At 58.5% G+C, this 19,114-nt stretch carries 12 protein-coding genes; 2 read left to right on the top strand and 10 right to left on the bottom strand.

Annotated elements, in window-relative coordinates:
* Positions 1 to 4: 4 nt before the first annotated feature.
* The 10 genes from ACR3ES_RS03745 to ACR3ES_RS03700 all read right to left on the bottom strand — a co-directional run bounded on the left by ACR3ES_RS03745 (position 5) and on the right by ACR3ES_RS03700 (position 16,273).
* Positions 5 to 1,639 carry a (2,3-dihydroxybenzoyl)adenylate synthase gene (locus tag ACR3ES_RS03745; protein WP_480424821.1) on the bottom strand — a complete coding sequence of 545 codons (1,635 nt, stop codon included), beginning with the start codon at positions 1,637 to 1,639 and terminating at the stop codon, positions 5 to 7.
* 71 nt (positions 1,640 to 1,710) lie between these two features.
* Positions 1,711 to 2,490: an ABC transporter ATP-binding protein gene (locus tag ACR3ES_RS03740; RefSeq protein WP_170437577.1), complete on the bottom strand. Its 780-nt coding sequence runs from the start codon at positions 2,488 to 2,490 to the stop codon at positions 1,711 to 1,713.
* Positions 2,490 to 3,539 carry an iron ABC transporter permease gene (locus ACR3ES_RS03735; RefSeq protein ID WP_170437575.1) on the bottom strand — a complete coding sequence of 350 codons (1,050 nt, stop codon included), beginning with the start codon at positions 3,537 to 3,539 and terminating at the stop codon, positions 2,490 to 2,492. The genes ACR3ES_RS03740 and ACR3ES_RS03735 overlap by 1 nt, the downstream gene beginning before the upstream one ends.
* A complete protein-coding gene (locus tag ACR3ES_RS03730; protein ID WP_170437573.1) occupies positions 3,536 to 4,642 on the bottom strand; it encodes an ABC transporter substrate-binding protein in 1,107 nt (368 codons plus the stop codon). Before ACR3ES_RS03730 ends, ACR3ES_RS03735 begins: the two co-directional genes overlap by 4 nt.
* A gap of 38 nt (positions 4,643 to 4,680) precedes the next feature.
* On the bottom strand, positions 4,681 to 5,847 hold the full coding sequence (locus tag ACR3ES_RS03725) for an isochorismate synthase (RefSeq protein ID WP_170437571.1): 1,167 nt from the start codon (positions 5,845 to 5,847) through the stop codon (positions 4,681 to 4,683).
* Between the two features lie 43 nt (positions 5,848 to 5,890).
* Positions 5,891 to 12,973: a non-ribosomal peptide synthetase gene (locus tag ACR3ES_RS03720; RefSeq protein ID WP_170437569.1), complete on the bottom strand. Its 7,083-nt coding sequence runs from the start codon at positions 12,971 to 12,973 to the stop codon at positions 5,891 to 5,893.
* 54 nt (positions 12,974 to 13,027) lie between these two features.
* Positions 13,028 to 13,222, bottom strand: coding sequence for an MbtH family protein (locus tag ACR3ES_RS03715; protein WP_170437567.1), 195 nt, complete (start codon positions 13,220 to 13,222; stop codon positions 13,028 to 13,030).
* On the bottom strand, positions 13,215 to 13,472 hold the full coding sequence (locus ACR3ES_RS03710) for a phosphopantetheine-binding protein (protein WP_170437565.1): 258 nt from the start codon (positions 13,470 to 13,472) through the stop codon (positions 13,215 to 13,217). The genes ACR3ES_RS03715 and ACR3ES_RS03710 overlap by 8 nt, the downstream gene beginning before the upstream one ends.
* A gap of 41 nt (positions 13,473 to 13,513) precedes the next feature.
* Positions 13,514 to 14,761 (bottom strand): enterobactin transporter EntS, encoded by a 1,248-nt coding sequence (entS, locus tag ACR3ES_RS03705; RefSeq protein WP_170437562.1) that lies wholly within the window; start codon positions 14,759 to 14,761, stop codon positions 13,514 to 13,516.
* Positions 14,762 to 14,764: 3 nt separating this feature from the next.
* The gene (locus ACR3ES_RS03700; protein ID WP_170687751.1) at positions 14,765 to 16,273 is read right to left on the bottom strand and encodes an enterochelin esterase domain-containing protein; all 1,509 of its coding nucleotides are present in this window, start codon (positions 16,271 to 16,273) and stop codon (positions 14,765 to 14,767) included.
* A 286-nt stretch (positions 16,274 to 16,559) separates the two neighbouring features.
* On the opposite strand from ACR3ES_RS03700, the gene ACR3ES_RS03695 reads away from it, so the two are divergent.
* Together ACR3ES_RS03695 and ACR3ES_RS03690 are read left to right on the top strand one after the other, a co-directional pair.
* Positions 16,560 to 17,297, top strand: coding sequence for a 4'-phosphopantetheinyl transferase family protein (locus ACR3ES_RS03695; RefSeq protein WP_480424818.1), 738 nt, complete (start codon positions 16,560 to 16,562; stop codon positions 17,295 to 17,297).
* A gap of 257 nt (positions 17,298 to 17,554) precedes the next feature.
* Positions 17,555 to 19,114 (top strand): class I adenylate-forming enzyme family protein, encoded by a 1,560-nt coding sequence (locus tag ACR3ES_RS03690; RefSeq protein ID WP_170438349.1) that lies wholly within the window; start codon positions 17,555 to 17,557, stop codon positions 19,112 to 19,114.

Genomic DNA, 19,114 nt, shown 5'->3' with positions numbered 1-19,114 from the left:
TTTCTTAAGCTGTTGCCGACAGTCGTCTGCTGCGCAACTCGTGGCGAAGATCCTTGCGCGACAGTTTGCCCACCGCCGTTTTTTGCAATGCGGTGACGATTTCGATTTCGTCAGGGATTTTGAAATTGGCGATCTGGCGTTCGCGTAAAAACCGCCGAATTTGAACCGGGCGCAGGGTTATTCCGTCCTGTGGTTGAACAAAGGCACAGCTGCGCTCGCCCAACGCCTCGTCTGGAATGGCAACGATGGCCACATCCATGACGCCAGCCAGCGCCAGGATGTGATCTTCGACCTCTTCCGCGGAAAACTTCTCGCCCGCGCGATTGATGTAATCCCCGGATCGGCCCTGAACTGTAAGGTTTCCCATATCACCGCGCACCACGATGTCGCCCGTGCAGTAAAACCCGTCTTCGGTAAAGGATCGCTCGTTCGCCCCCGGATCATTGTGATAGGCGCAAATTGTATAAGGCCCGCGAACCTGCAATTGCCCCGGTACGCCCGGGGCAACCGGATCGCCCGCATCATCAACGACCCGTATTTCGTCGGCTGGGCTGATCGGGCGGCCTTGGGAAGTCAAGCGCAAGACTTCGGGATCATCCAGACGCGTGTAGTTGACCAAGCCCTCGGCCATTCCAAACACCTGTTGCAGGCAGCAGTCAAAGGCGGGTTCGATCTGCCGCGCGATTTCGGGCTGAAGTTTAGCACCCCCCACCTGAATGACCTCGAGCGACGACAGATCATGATGATTGGCCGGAACCGCGTTCAGCCAGAGCTGAGCCAGAGGCGGGACAAGGGCCGTGATCGTCACCCGGTAGCGCGCGATCAGCGACATACAGGCTTCGGCCGCGGAACTTGGCGGCAATACCACCGTTCCCCCGGCCATGAACACACCCAGGCTACCCGGTGAACTGAGCGTGAAATTATGCGCAACCGGCAATACTGCAAGGTATCGGCTGTTGTGGCTCAGTCCGCAAATTCGCGCGCTTTCGCGTAGGGAATAGATATAGTCGTCATGGGTGCGCGGGATCAGTTTTGGCAGACCTGTACTGCCGCCGGAAATCAGAAGAAACGCAACAGACGAAGCGGTGCCGTCGGCAGGCAACAGCGTGGGTTCGCCAGGGATGGTTGCAAAGGGCACGAACTCCTCTGCATCACCGTGGACGATAATGTGGTTCAGGTTTAGATAGTCTCCCACCAACTCGCGCGCCATGGTGCGATAATCAAACCCGTCATGCTGATCCGCGATGATCAGGCCTTCTGCACCGGCCCGGTCGACAAAATGCGCAATTTCGGTCTTGCGATGCGCGGGCAATGCGAAGACGGGGTGCATGCCTGCAACAAACAGGCCAAACGCGGCGATGAAAAATTCGGCGCAATTGGGCAGTTGCAAAACGACCCGTGCGCCGGGTTTCAAACCCTGCGCGATGAGACCCGCGCCAAATCGTTCAGCCCTATGGTGCAATTCCCCATAGGTCAGCACCCTGACATCGGAACGTGACGCGTCGACAATGGCGGGCGCGGCGGGGTGTTGCGCCGCCCATTGGCGCAAGAGTTGTGGAAAGGTTTCACCGGTCCAGTATCCGGCATCCCGGTACGCCGAAGCGCGGTTTTCGGGATAAGGTTGCACGAGCGGTTGCATGTATCCTCCGTAGCGTTAGGGCCGTGCCCGATGGGCATGGCTGTCTGGTTCGGGATCTCGTGGCATTCCGCTCAGATCGCCTGATCGTAAATCAGCATGGGCCGTCCTTGCGAACAGCGCTCGACACGACCCTGCACATCGTAAATGTCGGCTAGCAGATCGGACGTAATAACCTGTTCGGGTGGTCCGCTGGCGGTGATGACGCCACCCGACAACGCCACGACGTGATCCGCCCAGGACAGGGCCAGATTGAGGTCGTGACACACAAAAATACCAATCACCCGGTCGGACCGGGTAAAATCCCGCACACATCGCATGACCGCAAGCTGGTGATGCGGATCCAATGCGCTTGTCGGCTCGTCCAGCAACAGGACATCAGGATCGCGGATCATTGCCTGAGCCAGTGCAACCATCTGCCGCTGCCCTCCGGACAGAGACCGCAGCTGGTGCAATGCAAGACCCTCGATGCCAAGCCGCTGCAGGACAGACAGGGCGTGTTCCTTCAGGGCGCGATCCGGAGCTGCAAATGGGTTTGCCGATGTTTGTGCGGGTATCAGAACCGTCTCCATCACGGAAAGCGACAGCCCGTCCGGCAGGTGCTGGGGCATGTAGGCAACATGCCTGGCGCGTTCCGCCCAGGATGTAGTCAACAGGTCATACTCGCCGAACTGAACGGTTCCGGTCGCCGGTTGCAGCCCGGCAATGGCGCGGATCAGTGTCGTCTTGCCGGCCGCGTTGGGTCCTATCACGGCCGTCAGGCTGCCCTGTTTGAGCTCCGGCAGTGTCACGCCAGTCAGGACGCGCGTGGGTCCATAGCTGGTGTGCAGATCGGTGACTGTCAGCGTCGCCATCACATCTTACCCCGCCGCAAGATCAGAACCGCAAAAACAGGGATGCCGACCAGAGACGTGACAACGCCGATTGGCAACAGAACGCCTGGCACCAAAACCTTGCTGACCAGCGAGGCCAGCGACAGGATGACCGCACCGCTTAACAAGCTGGCGGGCAGAAAGACGCGATGGTCTTCTCCGACCAGAAGTCGGGCGATATGGGGTCCGACAAGGCCGACAAATCCGATCGTACCGACAAAGGCAACTGCGATCGAGGCCAGCAGACTGATGCGCAGCAAGGTAAAAAACCGCAGCCGTTTGACATCGATTCCAAAGCTTGCCGCGCGATCCACACCAAAGGCCAGTGCGGTCAGCGCGTTTCCTGATGCCAGTGACAGAGGTGCGCAAATGATCAACGCGGTGGCAAGGATAGCCAATTGTAACCAGCCCACCTGCGATACGTTCCCCATGGTCCAGAACACAAATTGCTGCAAGGCCGCTTCCGAGGCGACAAACTGCAGCAGCGCCACAATAGCGTTCAGGGCAAACACCAGCGCGATGCCAAGCAGGATCAGCGTGTCGCTTCCAGCTCCATGCCGGTGAGATAACGCGCTCAGCAGCATTACAGCAGCAAAGGCAAAGACAAAGGCATTTCCCGGCACCAGCCAAACGGTGGCGAGCCCCGGCAGACCGATGCCGAACACAAAGGCCAGTGCCGCGCCCAAAGATGCCGCCGCTGAAACGCCTAGCGTGAACGGGCTGGCCAGCGGATTGCGGAGGATACTTTGCATTTCCGCACCCGCCAGCGCCAGCGCAGCCCCGACCAGAACCGCCGCCACGGCTTGAGGCAACCGGACATGGCGCAGGATGACAATGTCGCTATGGCTGGCGCTTTCGGACCCTAGCAGCGCCGCCATACTACGTGAAAATCCAATCCCGGACGGACCCACGGACAGGTCAAGGCAGATCGACAGAAGCAGCAAGAGTGCCAATGTCCACAGGATAATCACTCTCTTCCTCCGCATCCGCGTGAAAGAAGTCAGAACCTGGGGGGCGGTCATGTCTGTCATGGTCGCTCCCCCGCGCTTGTCCAGATCGCGCCCTTGAACTCAAACGGCAAAAACCGTGCATTGATCTCATTCAAGGTCTTCTGCGGGTTCAGATCGCCAAACACCTCGGGGTGAATCCACTGGGCCAGCAACTCCAGCGCGATGATATTGAGCGGCGAGTTGTGAATTGAATGCCACATACCGTGGCTGCGCCCTGCCGCGACGGCATCCAGGTCGCGAATGATAGGGGTCTGGGTCAGCTTGATCAGCGTCTCGCGGGCCATCTCGGACGTGATGCCGGGACCGACGATCAGGCCATATTCCTGTTCCAGCTGATGGCCGCCGGTGGCGATGTAAATGTCCGGCTGATAGGCCAGCACATACTCCGGCGCAATCTGGGCAAAGGTGCCCGGGATCACCTGGGCTCCGATATTGGTGCCACCTGCGGCGGTGATAAACCGGCCCAAACTGACATCGCTGAGCGACATACAGCACCTACGCACCTGGGTGGCTTGCAGATGCATCAAGACGGAAGGCCGATTCGTCAGCGATTTGGCCCGGTCGGTCACAGTGTCCCGGCGGGCGCGATAGAACTCGATAAACTCGGCTGCTTGGTCCCCCGATCCCAGCGCTGCGGCAGCGATACGCAGGCTTGGCAGCGTGTTTTCGAACGGGTTGATCCGAAAATCAACGAAGACGGTCGGAATACCGGCCCGACCCAGCTGCTCGACCAATTGATTGGTCGCGGGGCTTGCCGGATCACTAAGGATCACCAGATCAGGTGCGATAGAGATAACCTGCTCGGCCGACAAAGTAGGCGAATTCTCGGCCAATTCAGGCACTGAAGTGATGCCTGGAAACTGGGACTCAAGCTCGGCCTGTAAATCCGGGCCTACCCGCGATTTTGAACCCGCACCCACAACCCGCGCGCCGACATTTCGGTCAATCAGTGACAGACCGATGATCTGGCGGAAATCTGACAGGACCACCCGTTCGACCGGCCCAACAATCTGAACGTCACGCCCTGTGATGTCGGTAACGGTCACGGACTGCGCCGCAGCGGGTATCAGGCCTGCAATCAGCAGGCCTGCAGCAAAGAGGTTTTTGGCAATTTGGCTAATCATCAGGTCATGTCCGGATTGCAGCACTGCGTCTGTTTCAGTTATCGGAGGCCCGCATCCCGGGGCAGGCCCAGCGCGCTCAGCATGGCCCCGAACTTTGCGCCGGTTTCGTTGGTTTCCGACTGCGGGTCTGATCCGGGTACAATCCCGGCACCGGCATACAGCCTTGCCTGACAGTCACAAATCTCCGCACAGCGAATGGCCACGTACCAAGCGCCGTCCCCGGACCCATCGCACCATCCCACTGCACCGGCATAAAAGTCGCGGTCAACGGGTTCAAGCGTTTCTATCAGATCCATTGCTGGCTGATGCGGAACGCCGCAGACGGCCGGGGTCGGATGCAGCGCAGCCGCCAGTATCGCACTTGGGGTATCCGCATCGCGCAGTCGGCCGTCGATCCAAGTCCCCAGATGCCACATGGTCCGGGTGCTTGTCAGGCTGGTGCCTTCAGGCAAGGTCAACTGATCGCAATATGGGCTCAAGGTGTCGAGGATGTATTCCACCAGAAACTGATGTTCGCGCCAGTCCTTTGCAGAATGTGACAGCTTGGCGGCGGCGGTGGCGTCTTGCGCCAGATCCGCGTGCCTGCAGGCCGAACCGGCCAGCGGATGCGAACAAATATCCCGCCCGGATTTCGAGATGAGCAGTTCGGGCGTTGCCCCCACCAGATACCGCGGTTGACCATTCCGGTCGGGCAACGGAATCTGAAAGGCCGTCACTGCGGGATCGCCCGACAAAGTCCCAAACAATGCGCCCGGGTCGATGGGGTGTTTCGACTGCACTGCAAGCGACCGCGCCAGAACAACCTTGCGCAAACCGTCCGGCAGCTCGGTTTCTGCGTCTAAGCGCTCAAGTGCGGCCGCAACGCTATCGTGAAATGTTGCAGGCGCGGGCTCGGCATTGATGCTGTGAAACGCGCCGCTCTGGATGGGTAGACTGTCGGCCGCCGGGTTTCGAATGCAGGTGCTCATGCTCAGCATGTGGTCACTGCGGGCGCGGTCAAAGGGAAAGGCCCCCGCCACGACAGTTTCGCGGCCATGTTGGTGGAAGTGACGCTCCAACCTTTTGCCAAGGCTGTCACGAGTTCCGCCGGGAAGCGGCTGTGGATCACCATGCCCCAGCATCCGCCCTTCTTTACCTGCAAAGCGAAATGCCGTGCCTTGATCTGCGGCTGTAAAGTGCCTGTTTTCAGGAAGTAAACTACTCATGAACGTAACCTTTCCTGTTGAATGAACGTGATAAAGTCGTCTGTCATGCCGCCCCCGCGGTGGTTTCGGGTGCCGCTGTCCTTTCATCACGCGCCTTGGCGATCAGAAGGTGCATCAGCGGTCCCAACACCTCGAGCGAGGCCGGGGAGATGATGTCTTCGTGCGACGCGTTGGGCAGGTGATGAACGTCTTGTGCGCCGACATGACCCAACCAGCTTGTGTCGGGGTCGATCTCCGGCAAATCCGATTTGTCGGCGACAAACAGTGTGATCTGGCCAGAGAACCGCCCGGTTCGCGCTGTAGACAGTAAGCGCACTGCATCGCGGTAGTTGTCGAAGATGTGCCCAAACATTTCAGCCTTTTCGCGATGGAACTCGTCATCCATCACGTCGCCCATCGCATCGTTGAGCAATTGTTCCTGTTCGCGTTCGGCGCCGGCTTCGGCCTCACCGCCATCCGGGTCGGTCCAATCGTGACGCTCGGCCGGATAGGTGTCCAGTAGCCCTAGGAAATTCACCTGTTGGCCGGCAGCTTCAAGCCGTTCAGCGATTCCAAATGCGATGTTCCCGCCCAATGAGTAGCCAAGCAAATGGTAGGGACCTTCGGGCTGAATTTCTCGGATTAGTTTGTACTGACGCTCGCACAGCACATCCATGTTTTCAGCGGTGGCAATCGGACCGTTGGGGCGTGGCGATTGAAGGCCGATGATCGGCATCTCGTTTTTTAGATACCGTGCAAGAACGCTGTACTGCCAGGACACACCTGATGCCGGGTATATGCAGATCAAAGGTGTGCCGCTGCCCTCGCGCAGTCGGATTACCGGATCGAACCCGTCCTGCACCAGTGTCCCGACCATCGCGCCCGCCGCGAGATGTTCCGCAAGACGTTCGACTGTGGCCATACTCATGATTTGGCCCACCTGAATGTGGCGTTTCAGATCCTGCCGGATGCGCGCAGCCAACCGCATGGCCAGCAGTGAATGCCCGCCGATTGCAAAAAAGTCATCAGTTGCGCTGACCTGATCCAACCCCAAAAGATCGCAGAAAATACGAGCCAAATCCTGCTCGATCCCCGGTGCCGGAGAGCGTCCGACGGGTTGCACAGGGGTTTCCGGTGCTGGCAGTGCCCGGCGGTCGAGCTTACCGTTGGCATTGATCGGCAGATGATCCAGTGGAATGCAGTGGCCTGGAACCATATAGGCAGGCAACTGTGCAGCCAAAGCAGCCAGCGCCGCTGCAGGATCAAATCCGGCCCCCGCTGGCACGACATAAGCGACCAGAGAAGGCTCGGGCTGTCCCTCTAGTGTCAGCGCGAGGACAACCGCCTCGACGATCTCGGGCTGACGCATCAGGCTGCTGGCGATCTCCTGCGGCTCGACCCGCTGACCGCGTATCTTGATCTGGTGATCGGTGCGGCCAAGATAGACCACGCGACCTTCTTCATCCCAACAGGCCAGATCACCCGTGCGGTACATGCGCCGACCACCGGCATAAGGGTCGGCGACAAACCGTTCTGCCGTAAGACCAGCCCGGCCAAGGTACCCCTCTGCCAATTGCACACCACATAGATAGAGTTCACCCCCGACACCCACAGGCACCGGGCGCAACAGGTGGTCCAGAATACGCAGGCCCGTGTTCCAGACCGGTTTGCCGATAGGAACGCCCGTTGATGTGTCTGCATGCGGCAGTGCCGGGCAATAGGTGACATCAATCGCCGCCTCTGTCGGGCCATACAGGTTGTGCAGTTCGGCACCACAGTATTGCGCGAAACCCGCGACGGCCTGCCCATTCAGCGCCTCACCACTGCAAAAGACTTGCCGAAGGCTGGGACATGGCGTGCCGCCGGTTGACGCCATGGCGTCATTAAAGACACTCAGAACTGACGGCACGAAATGGATGGTCGTCACCTCGTAGCGCTGTACGAGGTCCAGCAACACATGCGGGTCGCGATGGGCGTCTGGCGGCGCCATCGCCAGACGCGCACCAACAAGATATGACCAGAAGAATTCCCAAACCGAAACGTCGAACCCGTTTGGCGTTTTCTGCAAAATGACATCGGTCGCATCCAGAGGATACTCGCTTTGCATCCAAAGCAGCCGGTTGACGATGGCGGCATGTGAGATCAGCGCCCCCTTGGGTCGTCCCGTCGTACCGGATGTGTACAGCAGATAGGCGGGATCGCGACTACTCAGATCCGGGGCGTCGACCAGATCGCGAACAGAATGCCCTGGACCGGCGAACCCGTCAAAGTTCAGTCTGGCACAAGTCGCGTCCCCAACATCTATCCCGCTTTGGGTGACTACCAGACGGGGTTTGGCGTCTGATATCAGAAACTCCAGCCGGTCCTGCGGATAACTGAGATCGAGGGGCAGATAGACCGCGCCGATTTCGATGACGGCCAGTATGGCAACCGACAATCGCGCCGAACGCGGGATCGCAACGGCAATTACATCGCCCTGTGTTGCGCCCGCCTTTCGCAATTGTTCGGCCAGATGCAGTACCTGATGCCGGGTCTGACGGAAGCTGAACTGGTGATCGGCATCTTGCAGGGCAATGGCGTCTGGCGTGCGCCCTACCTGCGCCGCGATAAGGTCCCGCAAGGTAAGGTCTTCGGGCAGTTGCATGCCGGTGCGATTACTGTCCGCGATCAGTGCGTCGTCCACTTCAGGCAACTGGTTCAGGTGCGCAGGCGTGGCATCAGGATTTTGTTGCAACGTATCGATCAGGCGACCCAGCATCGCTGTGATGCGCTCAGGCTTGGCAGCGCCATCGCGGCTTTCGACAACGAGGCCAATTTGGTCACCGGGCAATACCAGCAGGGCAAGCGGATAATGGCTGTACCCTCTATTGTGAACATCCGTGATCCGCAGCCCATCCAGATCCTGATCAAGATAGCTGCTGTCGGGATAGTTTTCGACGACCAGCAAGGTGTCGAACAACGCATCAACATCGGCCAGCCTGTGTAGATCGGCAAGACCAAGACTGTCATGTTCGATGGCCTGCGCGTGGGTGTGCTGCAAGTCCTTCAACTGGGCTCGCAAGGATTGCGCCGGGTCCAGATTAACACGCACCGGGATGGTGTTCAGGAACATACCGATCTGGTCGCCAATCCCTTCGACAGGGGCCGACCGGCCCGCTACAGCTGTGCCAAAAATTACGTCCTGACGGCCGCAATGGGCACTGATCACATTGGCCCAGAGTGCCTGCATGACAACATTCAGAGTAACACCGGCAGATTTTGCCAGGGCGCGAAGGGCACCGCTCTGATCTAAGGTGAGAGCCAGGTGGTGCTCTTCAACCGTAGCGGCGCCGCGATCTTTGTCGAACAGGCAGGTCGGCGTGCAGTTTTGTAACTGATCGGTCCAAAAGTCTCGCGTCTCTTCAAGGGGTCGGCTGGCCAACGCCTGCACGACCGGACCATAGGCGTATTGCGGAGCCGGTAAGCTGTCTGGCCCGTTGCGATAGGCGGCAAACAGGTCATTGAGCAGGATCGGCGTTGACCACCCATCGATAATGGCATGGTGAATATTCAGGATCAGAACATGCCGGTCACAGGACACCCGCACCAGTTCCGCAGAAACCATGCACAACGGATCGCGCGTAAGGCGCAGGTTGCGCGTTGCGGACAGCTCGATCTGGCTCAAACGGCGGTCCCGTTCCGGCGTATCCAGATGGCTGATATCATGGTCTTTCCATGGCCAGGTCAGGTCCGACGCGGCGGGAACGGCCATATAAGCCTCTCCGTGGTTGTCCGAGACAAAAAAGCCTGCCAATTGGGGATGGCGTCGCAAGACCGCATCAAAGGCGCTGCGCAAGCGCGCGGCGTCCAACGGACCCCTCAGGTCGAGCCGCGTATAGGCGTTGTAACTTCCGGCCTGATCACCCAGTGTGGCGTGAAACAGAATGCCTTTTTGTGCAGCAAGCAAGGGCAGCACGTATTCGACCTCGACCGGGAGCGTACCAAACTCCGCCATGTCGGCCAGATCTGTGTGCGGTACGCTCACATCGGCCTGTGTCGGTTCGAGTGCGTCGACCAGATCACCGGCGCAGGGGCTGGCAAAGATATCGCGGGTGTGCAGAACCCAGCCCTGTTTGCGCATTTCGTTGCACAGAACCATGGCAGAGATACTATCGCCACCGCTGGCAAAGAAATCATGATCCAGTCCGACTTTTTCCAAACCGAGAACCTGGGCAATTGTCGCGCAAAGTGTTTGTTCAAGCTCGGTCTGGGCGATGCGCCCTTCGGACAGTTTGGGTTTTGGCAGGGCGCGATCATCGATCTTGCCGTTCACCGTCAAGGGCAGTTTGTCCAAAATTGTGATGGCGGCGGGCACCATATAAGCGGGCAACGACGCGGCGAGCTGCTCGCGCAATTCCTCCGGCTTCGCGCGATCCGGATCGCCAACGCAATAGGCCAGCAACCGGTGACTGCCGTGCACGGGCTCGGCCAGAACAAAGGCGTCCGACACGCCGTTTAGCGCGGTCAGCGCGGCGGCAACCTCGCCGGGCTCGACCCGGTGCCCCCGCACCTGAACCTGAGTGTCGGTACGCCCCAAAATCTCCAACTCGCCATCGGCGCACCAGCGAACACGGTCCCCTGTGCGATACATGGTTGTGCCGGGTTCGAATGGGTTGGGCACGAAACGTTCGGCCGTCAGGGCCGGGTTGCCGACATAACCGGAGGCGATGCCGGGTCCGGCAAGGTACAACTCACCAGTTGCGCCAATAGGCTGTTGTGACAGTGCAGTGTCGAGCACATAGGCTCGCGTGTTGCCGATGGGGCGACCGATACTCGGCTGATCCCGATTGGTGATCCGGGACAGACAGGCATCAACCGTGAATTCGGTCGGTCCATACGCGTTATATACGACAACACCGTCGGCTTGCGCCAACCGTTCCCACAGCGCGGGCTGCAGCGCCTCGCCACCCAAGATCAGGATCGAAGGCCGGTGATCGGGTTGATCCAGCAGACCCATGTCAATCAACTGGGCGCAGAATGACGGCGGAACATCCAACACATCCAACTTGTGTGAATTGACTGCCTCGAGGAACCTCTGAGCATCGTGGCGTTGTTCATCGCCTAGAACCACAACCTCGTGACCCAACAGCAGCCAGAATAACTGCTCCCAAGCAGCATCAAACGCAAAAGAGTGAGAGTGCCCCGCACGCAGTCGGCGATCTATTGGGCAACCGGTCGCTTCATCATTCATCAATCCGGCGCGATGCACCGAGAAGAGGTTTAGCAGCGCACGATGCGAAACCATGACCCCTTTGGGCCTGCCAGTGCTGCCCGATGTAAAGATGACATAGGCGATATCGTCAGGACGGGTGATACGCTCATCCAAGGCGGTGGGCGTGGTTGGATAGTCACCCAGTTCAGTCATGTCCATTGGCACGTGGTCAATATCACCGGGCATGCGAGCGGCGGCTTCAGCCGTGGTCAGAATGAGCTTTGGGCGGGCATCCTCACAAATCGCGGCGATCCGGTTGTCGGGATAGCCCAAATCCATCGGAAGATAGGTCGCACCACCGGTCAAAACACCAAACGCCGCGATGACCGAGAGCTCTGATCGGGGCAGCGCGACGGCCACCACGTCGCCCCGTCCGATACCAAGTGATGTCAATAGATGGGCAAGCTGGCAACTGTAGTTGACAAGATCGGCGCCAGAAAGCGCAACGTCGCCACATCGTAGTGCAATGGCTTTCTGATCCTTGAGGGGGCCGTTTAAAAATGCGTCCAGCAGAGAGGTTTCGTCTGGTCGCGCCGACACAGATGGTCCCCGTTGCCACAGCGTGAGATCAATCTGTTCCTGTTCGGTCGTCAAAATGAAATCGGAAACGGCAGTATCCGGCTGAGCCAGAAACTGTTGCAGCATCGCGGTCAACCGCGTGATGTGGTTCTCCAGATCCTGCGATGAATAGCGATCGCCCGGAGCGCGCAAGTCCAGATGCACGCCTGCGTCGTCCACTCTCAACCCGAATTCCGGTTCGTCCAACGGGCCGATTGCCAGACGGTGCAGCTCTGTTGCGTTCCCACCGATTGTTTTGTCTTTCTCGTAGAGGCGGAAATTGACGGTTGCACCCCACAGCGCCTGCCTTGAGTTTGTTAGACCCAGATCACGCTGAATCTGTTCTACCGGATAGCGCTGCGCCTTGCGCATGTCGCGCATCCCCTGGCTGACCTGGACGGCGATCTGCGTCAAGCTGTCTGAGGCACTGAACGGCAGGCGCAGTGGCAGGACATTGACAACCGGTGCGCAGGACCCAGCGGCGGCAGAACCCAGCCTTCGCATCATCGGAACGCCGAGAACCTGGTCGTATTGACCGCTCAGTCGCGCCACATAAACGGCAATGGCAGCTGTCAATACATCGAAACCGGTGTGGTCGCGCCCGGCGGCAATCGCCTCTAGTTGGGCAAATTCATCCTGAGCCAGCAAGACCGCGCCCGCGTTGGTGTTCAATTGCCAGCGGCTTTGTTGACCTGATGTCGGTGACAATCCTACGGCAACCGGCAAGTCAATGCATTGAGCCCGCCAATAGGCTTGGTCTTTCTGCCATTTCTCCGAGGCTCTATAGGCCCGTTGTTCCTCAACAACTTCCGACACCGGAGTGAACGGGGATGGGTCCGCATCGTGTCCTTGCAGGTCTGCCTGGTACAGCGCAATGATCCGGTCCGTCAGCGCATCCATACTGTAGCCATCAAGCATGACGTGGTGATAGCGCTGGTACCAGACCCACCGCTCGCTTCGGTCACCCGAGGCGATCCTGTAAAGAACATGACGGGGAGAAAACGGCTCTTTCCCCAGTTCCAAGTCCGACCGCATTGCCGCCCATGTTTTCGAGCGGGCCTCGGCGTCATTGCTGAAATCCAGAACCTGAACTTCGGCCCGCACCGCTTCGCTATGCACCTGTTGATACGCTTTCCCGTCTGCCTCGGAAAACACCGCGTTGACAGTGTCTGCCTCAGCCAGCGCTGTTTTGATCGCGCGGCTCATCAAATCGGGGTCCAGCGGGCCGGACACCTCAATCGCATGTGCAATCAGATAATCTTGAGGCCGCGCCGAAATCTGTTGCGCTGTCCATACACCCTGCTGGGTGTCCAGCAGGTCAAAACGAGTCATGTCCATATCGAACTCCCGCATCGCATCGAAGTGGGTCAGGTGAACCGGGCCGCAGAAAACTCAGTGCCGCAGGTCATTCCAGATGTTTTCGACGTAGCTGAGACATGCCTCGCGATTGTCAGGTCCATGTACTGTTTCCCACCCCGCGGGGATGTCGCGGAAATCCGGCCAAATGCTGTACTGACCGACTGAATTTCGCAGGGCAAAAAACTGGTACCGAGTATCATCAAACGGATTGAGCTGCGCGTTATCCATGGGCGGCTTCCAGTGTGGGCGAAAGCTGGTCCGCCAGCAGGGAAAGGATCGCGCCCATGGTCGGATTGCGCGCCAACGCGTTAAAATCCGCCCTGATACCCTTGGCTTCCCAACGGGTGACAAGGGTCAGGAAGTTGATCGAGTTCAGTCCGTAATCTAGCAGGTTCTCGTTGTCCTCGGGCACATCGTCCAGAAAGCTCTGGATTTCGTTGCGGATAACGTCCGGGCTTGGCGAGTTTTTAAGTTCCATAGTTTTCAATCCTTTCGATAGGGGTTGAAGGAGAGGTCAGATCAGGCTGGACCCGCATCCGCATCAAGCGGACCTGCCAGTTTGCGCAAGGCAAAGGCGGCGAGGCCGAGCAGAAGAAGAATGAAAAGACTGGACAGGCCGAGAACCAGAACTGCCGTCAGTGGCATTAACATGCTGGCCAACGCGCCCAGGGTCAGCGCTCCCAGAATGTCGCCCAGCGCATCCTGCGCAAGCCACAGGCTGTTTACCCTGCCCAGATAGGCATCCGGCGTCTGACGTTGAACGATGCCGTATTGCAGCAGCGCAGCGGTGGACATGAGGTACCCAAAGATTACCAGCGCCGCCATGACTGCCCAGATCGCGGGGGCAAGACCGATTGCGGTAAAGGCGATCAACGCCGCTATGCAGAGTGTGATCATCAGAGGATATGGCTGCGCTCTGTCATGCACCCACCCGCTCAGAACCGCGGCGAGGGTTGCACCAATAGGCCCCATTGCGAACAACAGACCGGTCATGCTGTTGGCAGCGGCAAAGACCTCGGTCGACAGGGCGGGAAAAAGCACCTTGATGCCGGTGCAGGCTGTCAGAAGCATGCCAAGCAAAAAGACCACAAGAACCTGTTTGCGCGACAAAAGAAAACCGAAAGCATCGCCCAACATGACAAAGGGGTTGCGGGTCTCAACCTCGTCTGCCGGCAACGGATTGAGCCCGCGCAGGACAGTGACCGTGGCAACGGTTGCCACCGTCGCAATGCCATAGGCCCATGCCACATGTGCCACTGCGAGCAGCAGACCGGCCAAGGCGGGACTGGCGATGTTGACCACGCGCGTGACCAGCATTCCTAAGGCGCCAGCCTCAACAATACGCTCCCGACCGACCACCTTGGGGGCGGCCGCCATCAGAGCGGCCACACCGATCGCGCCAAAGAAGCCGTCGATAAAGGCCAGCCCGACCAATACAAGAACGGATGGCGATGACAGCAACGCGTTGACCGTGAGGGCCGCAAAACCCAGACCACAGACGCTGCGGGCCATTAGTATCAGGCTGCGCTGATCGCGTGTGTCTGCCAGCACGCCACCGACAAGCAAACCCAGGAACAGACCGGCAGCATCGCTGGCGCCTGCAAGGGCGACCCAAAGGCTCGACCCGGTAAGATGATAGACCTGAACGGGGACCGCTACGATCAGAAAGCCAAGCCCCAATAGGGACAACGTCCGCGCAATCAGCAGCCTGCGATACTGGTCATTTTCCTTCAGCAGAGAGAGGCGTATGAAAACGGTCGAAGCCATCGATCAATTCCAGTTTCGCCGGACCGAAGTGGTCTTTTGGCCGACACTGGAACCGCCAAACAGATGTTCCATCGCGTCGATCAGGGCCGGTGCCCAGATGGCATAGTCATGGCCGCCGGTATAAGTCTGCATCTTCACGTCTGCGCCCTGACCTCTCAGCCGCTTGGCAAACTGCATACTGCTTTCGAGAATGCCCATGTCCCCCTCATGGCGTGCACATTCATAGCGCCCGGCGGTCAGTACACCTCGCAGTCCGGGCGGGACTGGAAGTGACGCCAGATACGGGTCTGCCGAGGTCCAGCCGGAGGGGCCCCACCAGAACGATCCGGACAACGAAACGAAGTTGCCGATCTTTTCTGAATGTGACAGCGCCGTGTAAGCAGCGGACAACCCACCAAAACTGGACCCGGCAACAACTGTGTTTCTGGCTGAAAACGCCTGCCCAATCTTATTGCACGCCAGCGGCAGAAGCCGATCAACCAAGTGCCGCGTGAACAGGCTATTGCAGGCAAGGTCTTCCGCTCGCCGCCTCGGAGAGACCGAATCAACAAACACGGTGGCGATCTGGGGCAGGCGCCGTTCGCCGATGCCTTCTTCAATCGCTGCGGGTAGGTCCAGATCCTTCAGATACGTTGCACCATCGAACAGAACCAGCATGACATTTTCCCGTGCCCCGGGAACGAAACCGGCCGGGCGATGAACCCATACTCTGCGGCAGTTGGGCATCACAGGGTCCGGCACGCGGTACTCGGTGACCTCGCGCGAGACCCGTCCCAGCAATTGCTTTACCGGACCCGTCGTTTCTTGCAGGTCGAACAGGCTCCATTGTGAATGCGGGTCGCCGACGGCGGAAAACAAAGGTGTTTTGTTCAGCGGATCAGCCTTGGCAACTGCAAGAAGCGCCATCCGGTTCTCGCGCGGCGACGCATTGATATCGGGCACATCCGGCGCAACGCGATAGGACAGGCGCAAATCCAACGGGACACGAAAAGAGGCAAACCAAAGATCCGTACCTTTCAGGCGTTGCATCCAGACGTGATCCGGTGCGGGCCCACCAATAAGCCTGACGTTGCGGACCGCCCCCCGCCAAAGAAATGTAATCAGCCGGTGATCGTCAGTTCCCTCGCAATCGGGTTCGACCATCGGGGTGCCGCCTTCGATGACGCGTCGCCAGAACTCATCGACATCAACCTGCCCGTTGACCACTTGCAACAGCCTTGGGCTGATTGGCCCGCCGTTGATCTCTCCGGCGTTCCCGGTTCCCTGATCGCTGGGTGGGATCTGCCTTTCAATATGAATTTCGGCCTGTATGTCCGCCTGTTTGCGAAGTTTGAGTTTAATCTGAGATGACCGGGTGACGAAGCGAAAACTGTGCAGGTCTTGGACATCCAACAGCAACACACGATCTGCGTATCCCGGCTCACACAGCACCAGATCCGCATTGCCATCGGGGCAATGCATCCAACCTTCGACATAGGTTCCGGGCACTGTCTCAAGTTGCTTATGTGGCATAGCGACAGATATTGAAGCCGAGGACGGCATGTACGTCTCCAAATAATCGCAAATCGGGCAATTTTTTCAAAATTGGTGGCTGGAGAACTGAAGCGTCTGCATCTGGCTGTTGCCGCCCTTCATGCCCGTACAACCTATGAGCGTCCATAGGTGCTCCGTTTGTGAATGCGACAAAATTGTTTGATGAACGCCTTCCTCTCTTTTTTTGGCGGATCAATGCCCGTTAGGAGATGCAAGGGAACCAACCGTCGGACCAAAGCTTGCCGCAAACGGAAGAAACCTCATTATGACACGGGAAAAAACGACGATCTGGAGCGATCCGACCGGGTTTATGCCGCGGTTGCAACCTATGGATATCGGGGTTGCGCGCACCTCGTTGGTTGTAGGGCACTTTGAAACCGTGCGGTTCCATCAAACGCTGTTCAAACAGTTTCAGGTTGAATTCCCCTTAGGGCTCTCATCCGCGGTTCCTAAACGCAGGGCAGAGTTTCTGGCGGGGCGGCTTGCTGCACGATACGCGTTTTGCCAGTTGTCAGTGCCGGATCAACCCATCCCACAACAAGCCGACCGCGCGCCATCCTGGCCACCTGGGATTATCGGATCGATCAGCCACACCGGGGATCTATGTGCAGCTGTGATTTCGGTCGGCGAACGGTGCGCGGCCGGAATAGATATTGAGAAAGTGGCAACCGGAGAAACAGCGGATGCAATACACGATACCGCGCTGATTTCTTCTGAACGCAGCTTGGTCAAGCACGCGCAGGGTCTCACAATAAACCAGTGCGCAACTTTGATATTTTCGGCAAAGGAAAGCCTTTTCAAGGCCTTACACCCTGACGTCGGTCGTTTTTTTGGATTTGATTCTGCGGAACTTGTAGAGTTACCGAGCAGGGAACACTTGTATCTGCGTCTCACAACGGACCTTTCTCCCAACCTTCCGGCGGGTTCCGAATTCGAACTGAATTACCGGTGTTGTGACGGCAACATTCTCACCTGGCTGGTTACGTCGAAACTCACACGCTAAAGAATCCTCGGGGAAATCGTTAACCTTTGGATTTTTGCCTGTAGCGGCTGGTCAAATTTTTGAGTGAATGCCATCAGGTACCATCACGTGGAAAGGCGGACGATTTCCGAAGGACATCATGCTTGTCGACGTGTTCTACTATATCCGCTGCGGGGTGCCGTGCGCGATCTGGACGAAATCATACGCGCGCTAGGCGGGCTTTGGGGACTGGCTTGGCCTGTGTAGACTAAGACCAACGTGAAGTTAAGGAGAAGGGCATGCCGGTATCTGGGCCTCCGCTGGAAGAACCTGCGGACTTGAAGGACCTTCTTCGTCGGAGTTTATTGGCCGACCCTGACGCCACAGCGCTTTATGCGTTGGACGGGATATTGACGTGGCGCGAGTTGGAAGTGGCCTGTACGCGGCTTGCGCGGAGTTACCTGAGCTTAGGGTTGAAGCCGGGGGATCGGGTCGCGTCGATCATGCCGAACGGAGCGGACCTGGTGATCCATTACCTGGCCTGCATGCGGGCGGGCCTGGTGGCCATGCCGCTCAACTACCGATACACCCCCGCGGATATCGACTATGCGCTCGGGCTTGCCAAACCTGCGGCCCTGTTGGTGCACGGCGAGCGTGTAAAGGATATAGTGGGGATTCCGAGTGTAGCGCGATTGCCTGTAGGGGTGATTTCATACGAAGACGACGCCAAATCCGGCCTCGCCTTTAAGACTCTGCTGAACCACAACGGCAAAGAGACCTTGCCGGTGATCGGTGCAGACGCTCCAGCATTCATATTTTTTACATCGGGAACCACGGGCAAACCCAAAGGCGTAACGCACAGCCACACCACCATGGGATACATGGTGGCGAGCAACGCAAAGGGGCTGAGGCTGGGGCCGGAAGACGTAGTGCTGCCGGCGTCGTGGGTTTCGCATACCGCTGGATTGCGGCTAACGTTCGCGGGGCTATGGGCCGGAGCCATGACAAATATTGCTCGGAAGTTCACGCCGGATGAGCTGTTGAACCTCTTGCGGCAGACGCGACCAACCGTAGCGCAGATATTGCCTGCGCCCTTAGCCGCATTGCTGCGATCGCATGGCGCGGTGCGCGAAGATTTCAGCTCACTAAAGACGATGATGGCGGGCGGAGACAAACCTTCACGAGCGTTGGTCGAGGCTTTCCGAAAGGTGGCCGGTGTACCGATCGGCTCGTTTTACGGAATGACGGAAATGGGCACGTCGCATTCGAACACTCACGGGAGTTCTGAGAAGGTCGGCGCAGTTGGCTTCAACAATCCGGGCTATGTCTCGTCGCTGCGTGACGAAACCTGGAGGGAAGTGTCTGCAGGTGTGGACGGCCGCCACTGGGTAAAGAGCCCGACCATGATGACGGAATATTGGGAGAACCCAGAAGCAACGGCGGCGGCGTTTCGCGATGGTTGGCTCGATACCGGCGACGTGATGCGTCGGGATGAGGATGGGTATTTCTGGTTTCGCGGCCGCCGGAAACAGATCATTGTGCATGATGGTTCAAACATCAGCCCGGCCGAGGTGGAAGACGCGCTGACAGCGCACCCAGCCGTTGATTCAGCAGTGGCGGTAGGGGTGCGAGACGAGATGCATGGAGAGGATGTTTGGGGGTTTGTGAGCCTGACCGAAGATGCGGACCCAGTGCGCGTTGAAGAGATTATTGATTTTGTCCGGGCGCGGATCGGGTACAAAGCGCCGGATGTGGTTCAGGTGATGAGTACACTGCCGTTGACCAAGGGCGGCAAGCTGGACCGAGTGGCGTTGAAACGGTTGGCGGCAGAAGAATACGGCAAGGCCCACGTGCTGTGA

Source organism: Ruegeria sp. B1 (assembly GCF_056535885.1).
This window is presented reverse-complemented; position numbering and strand designations above follow the sequence as displayed.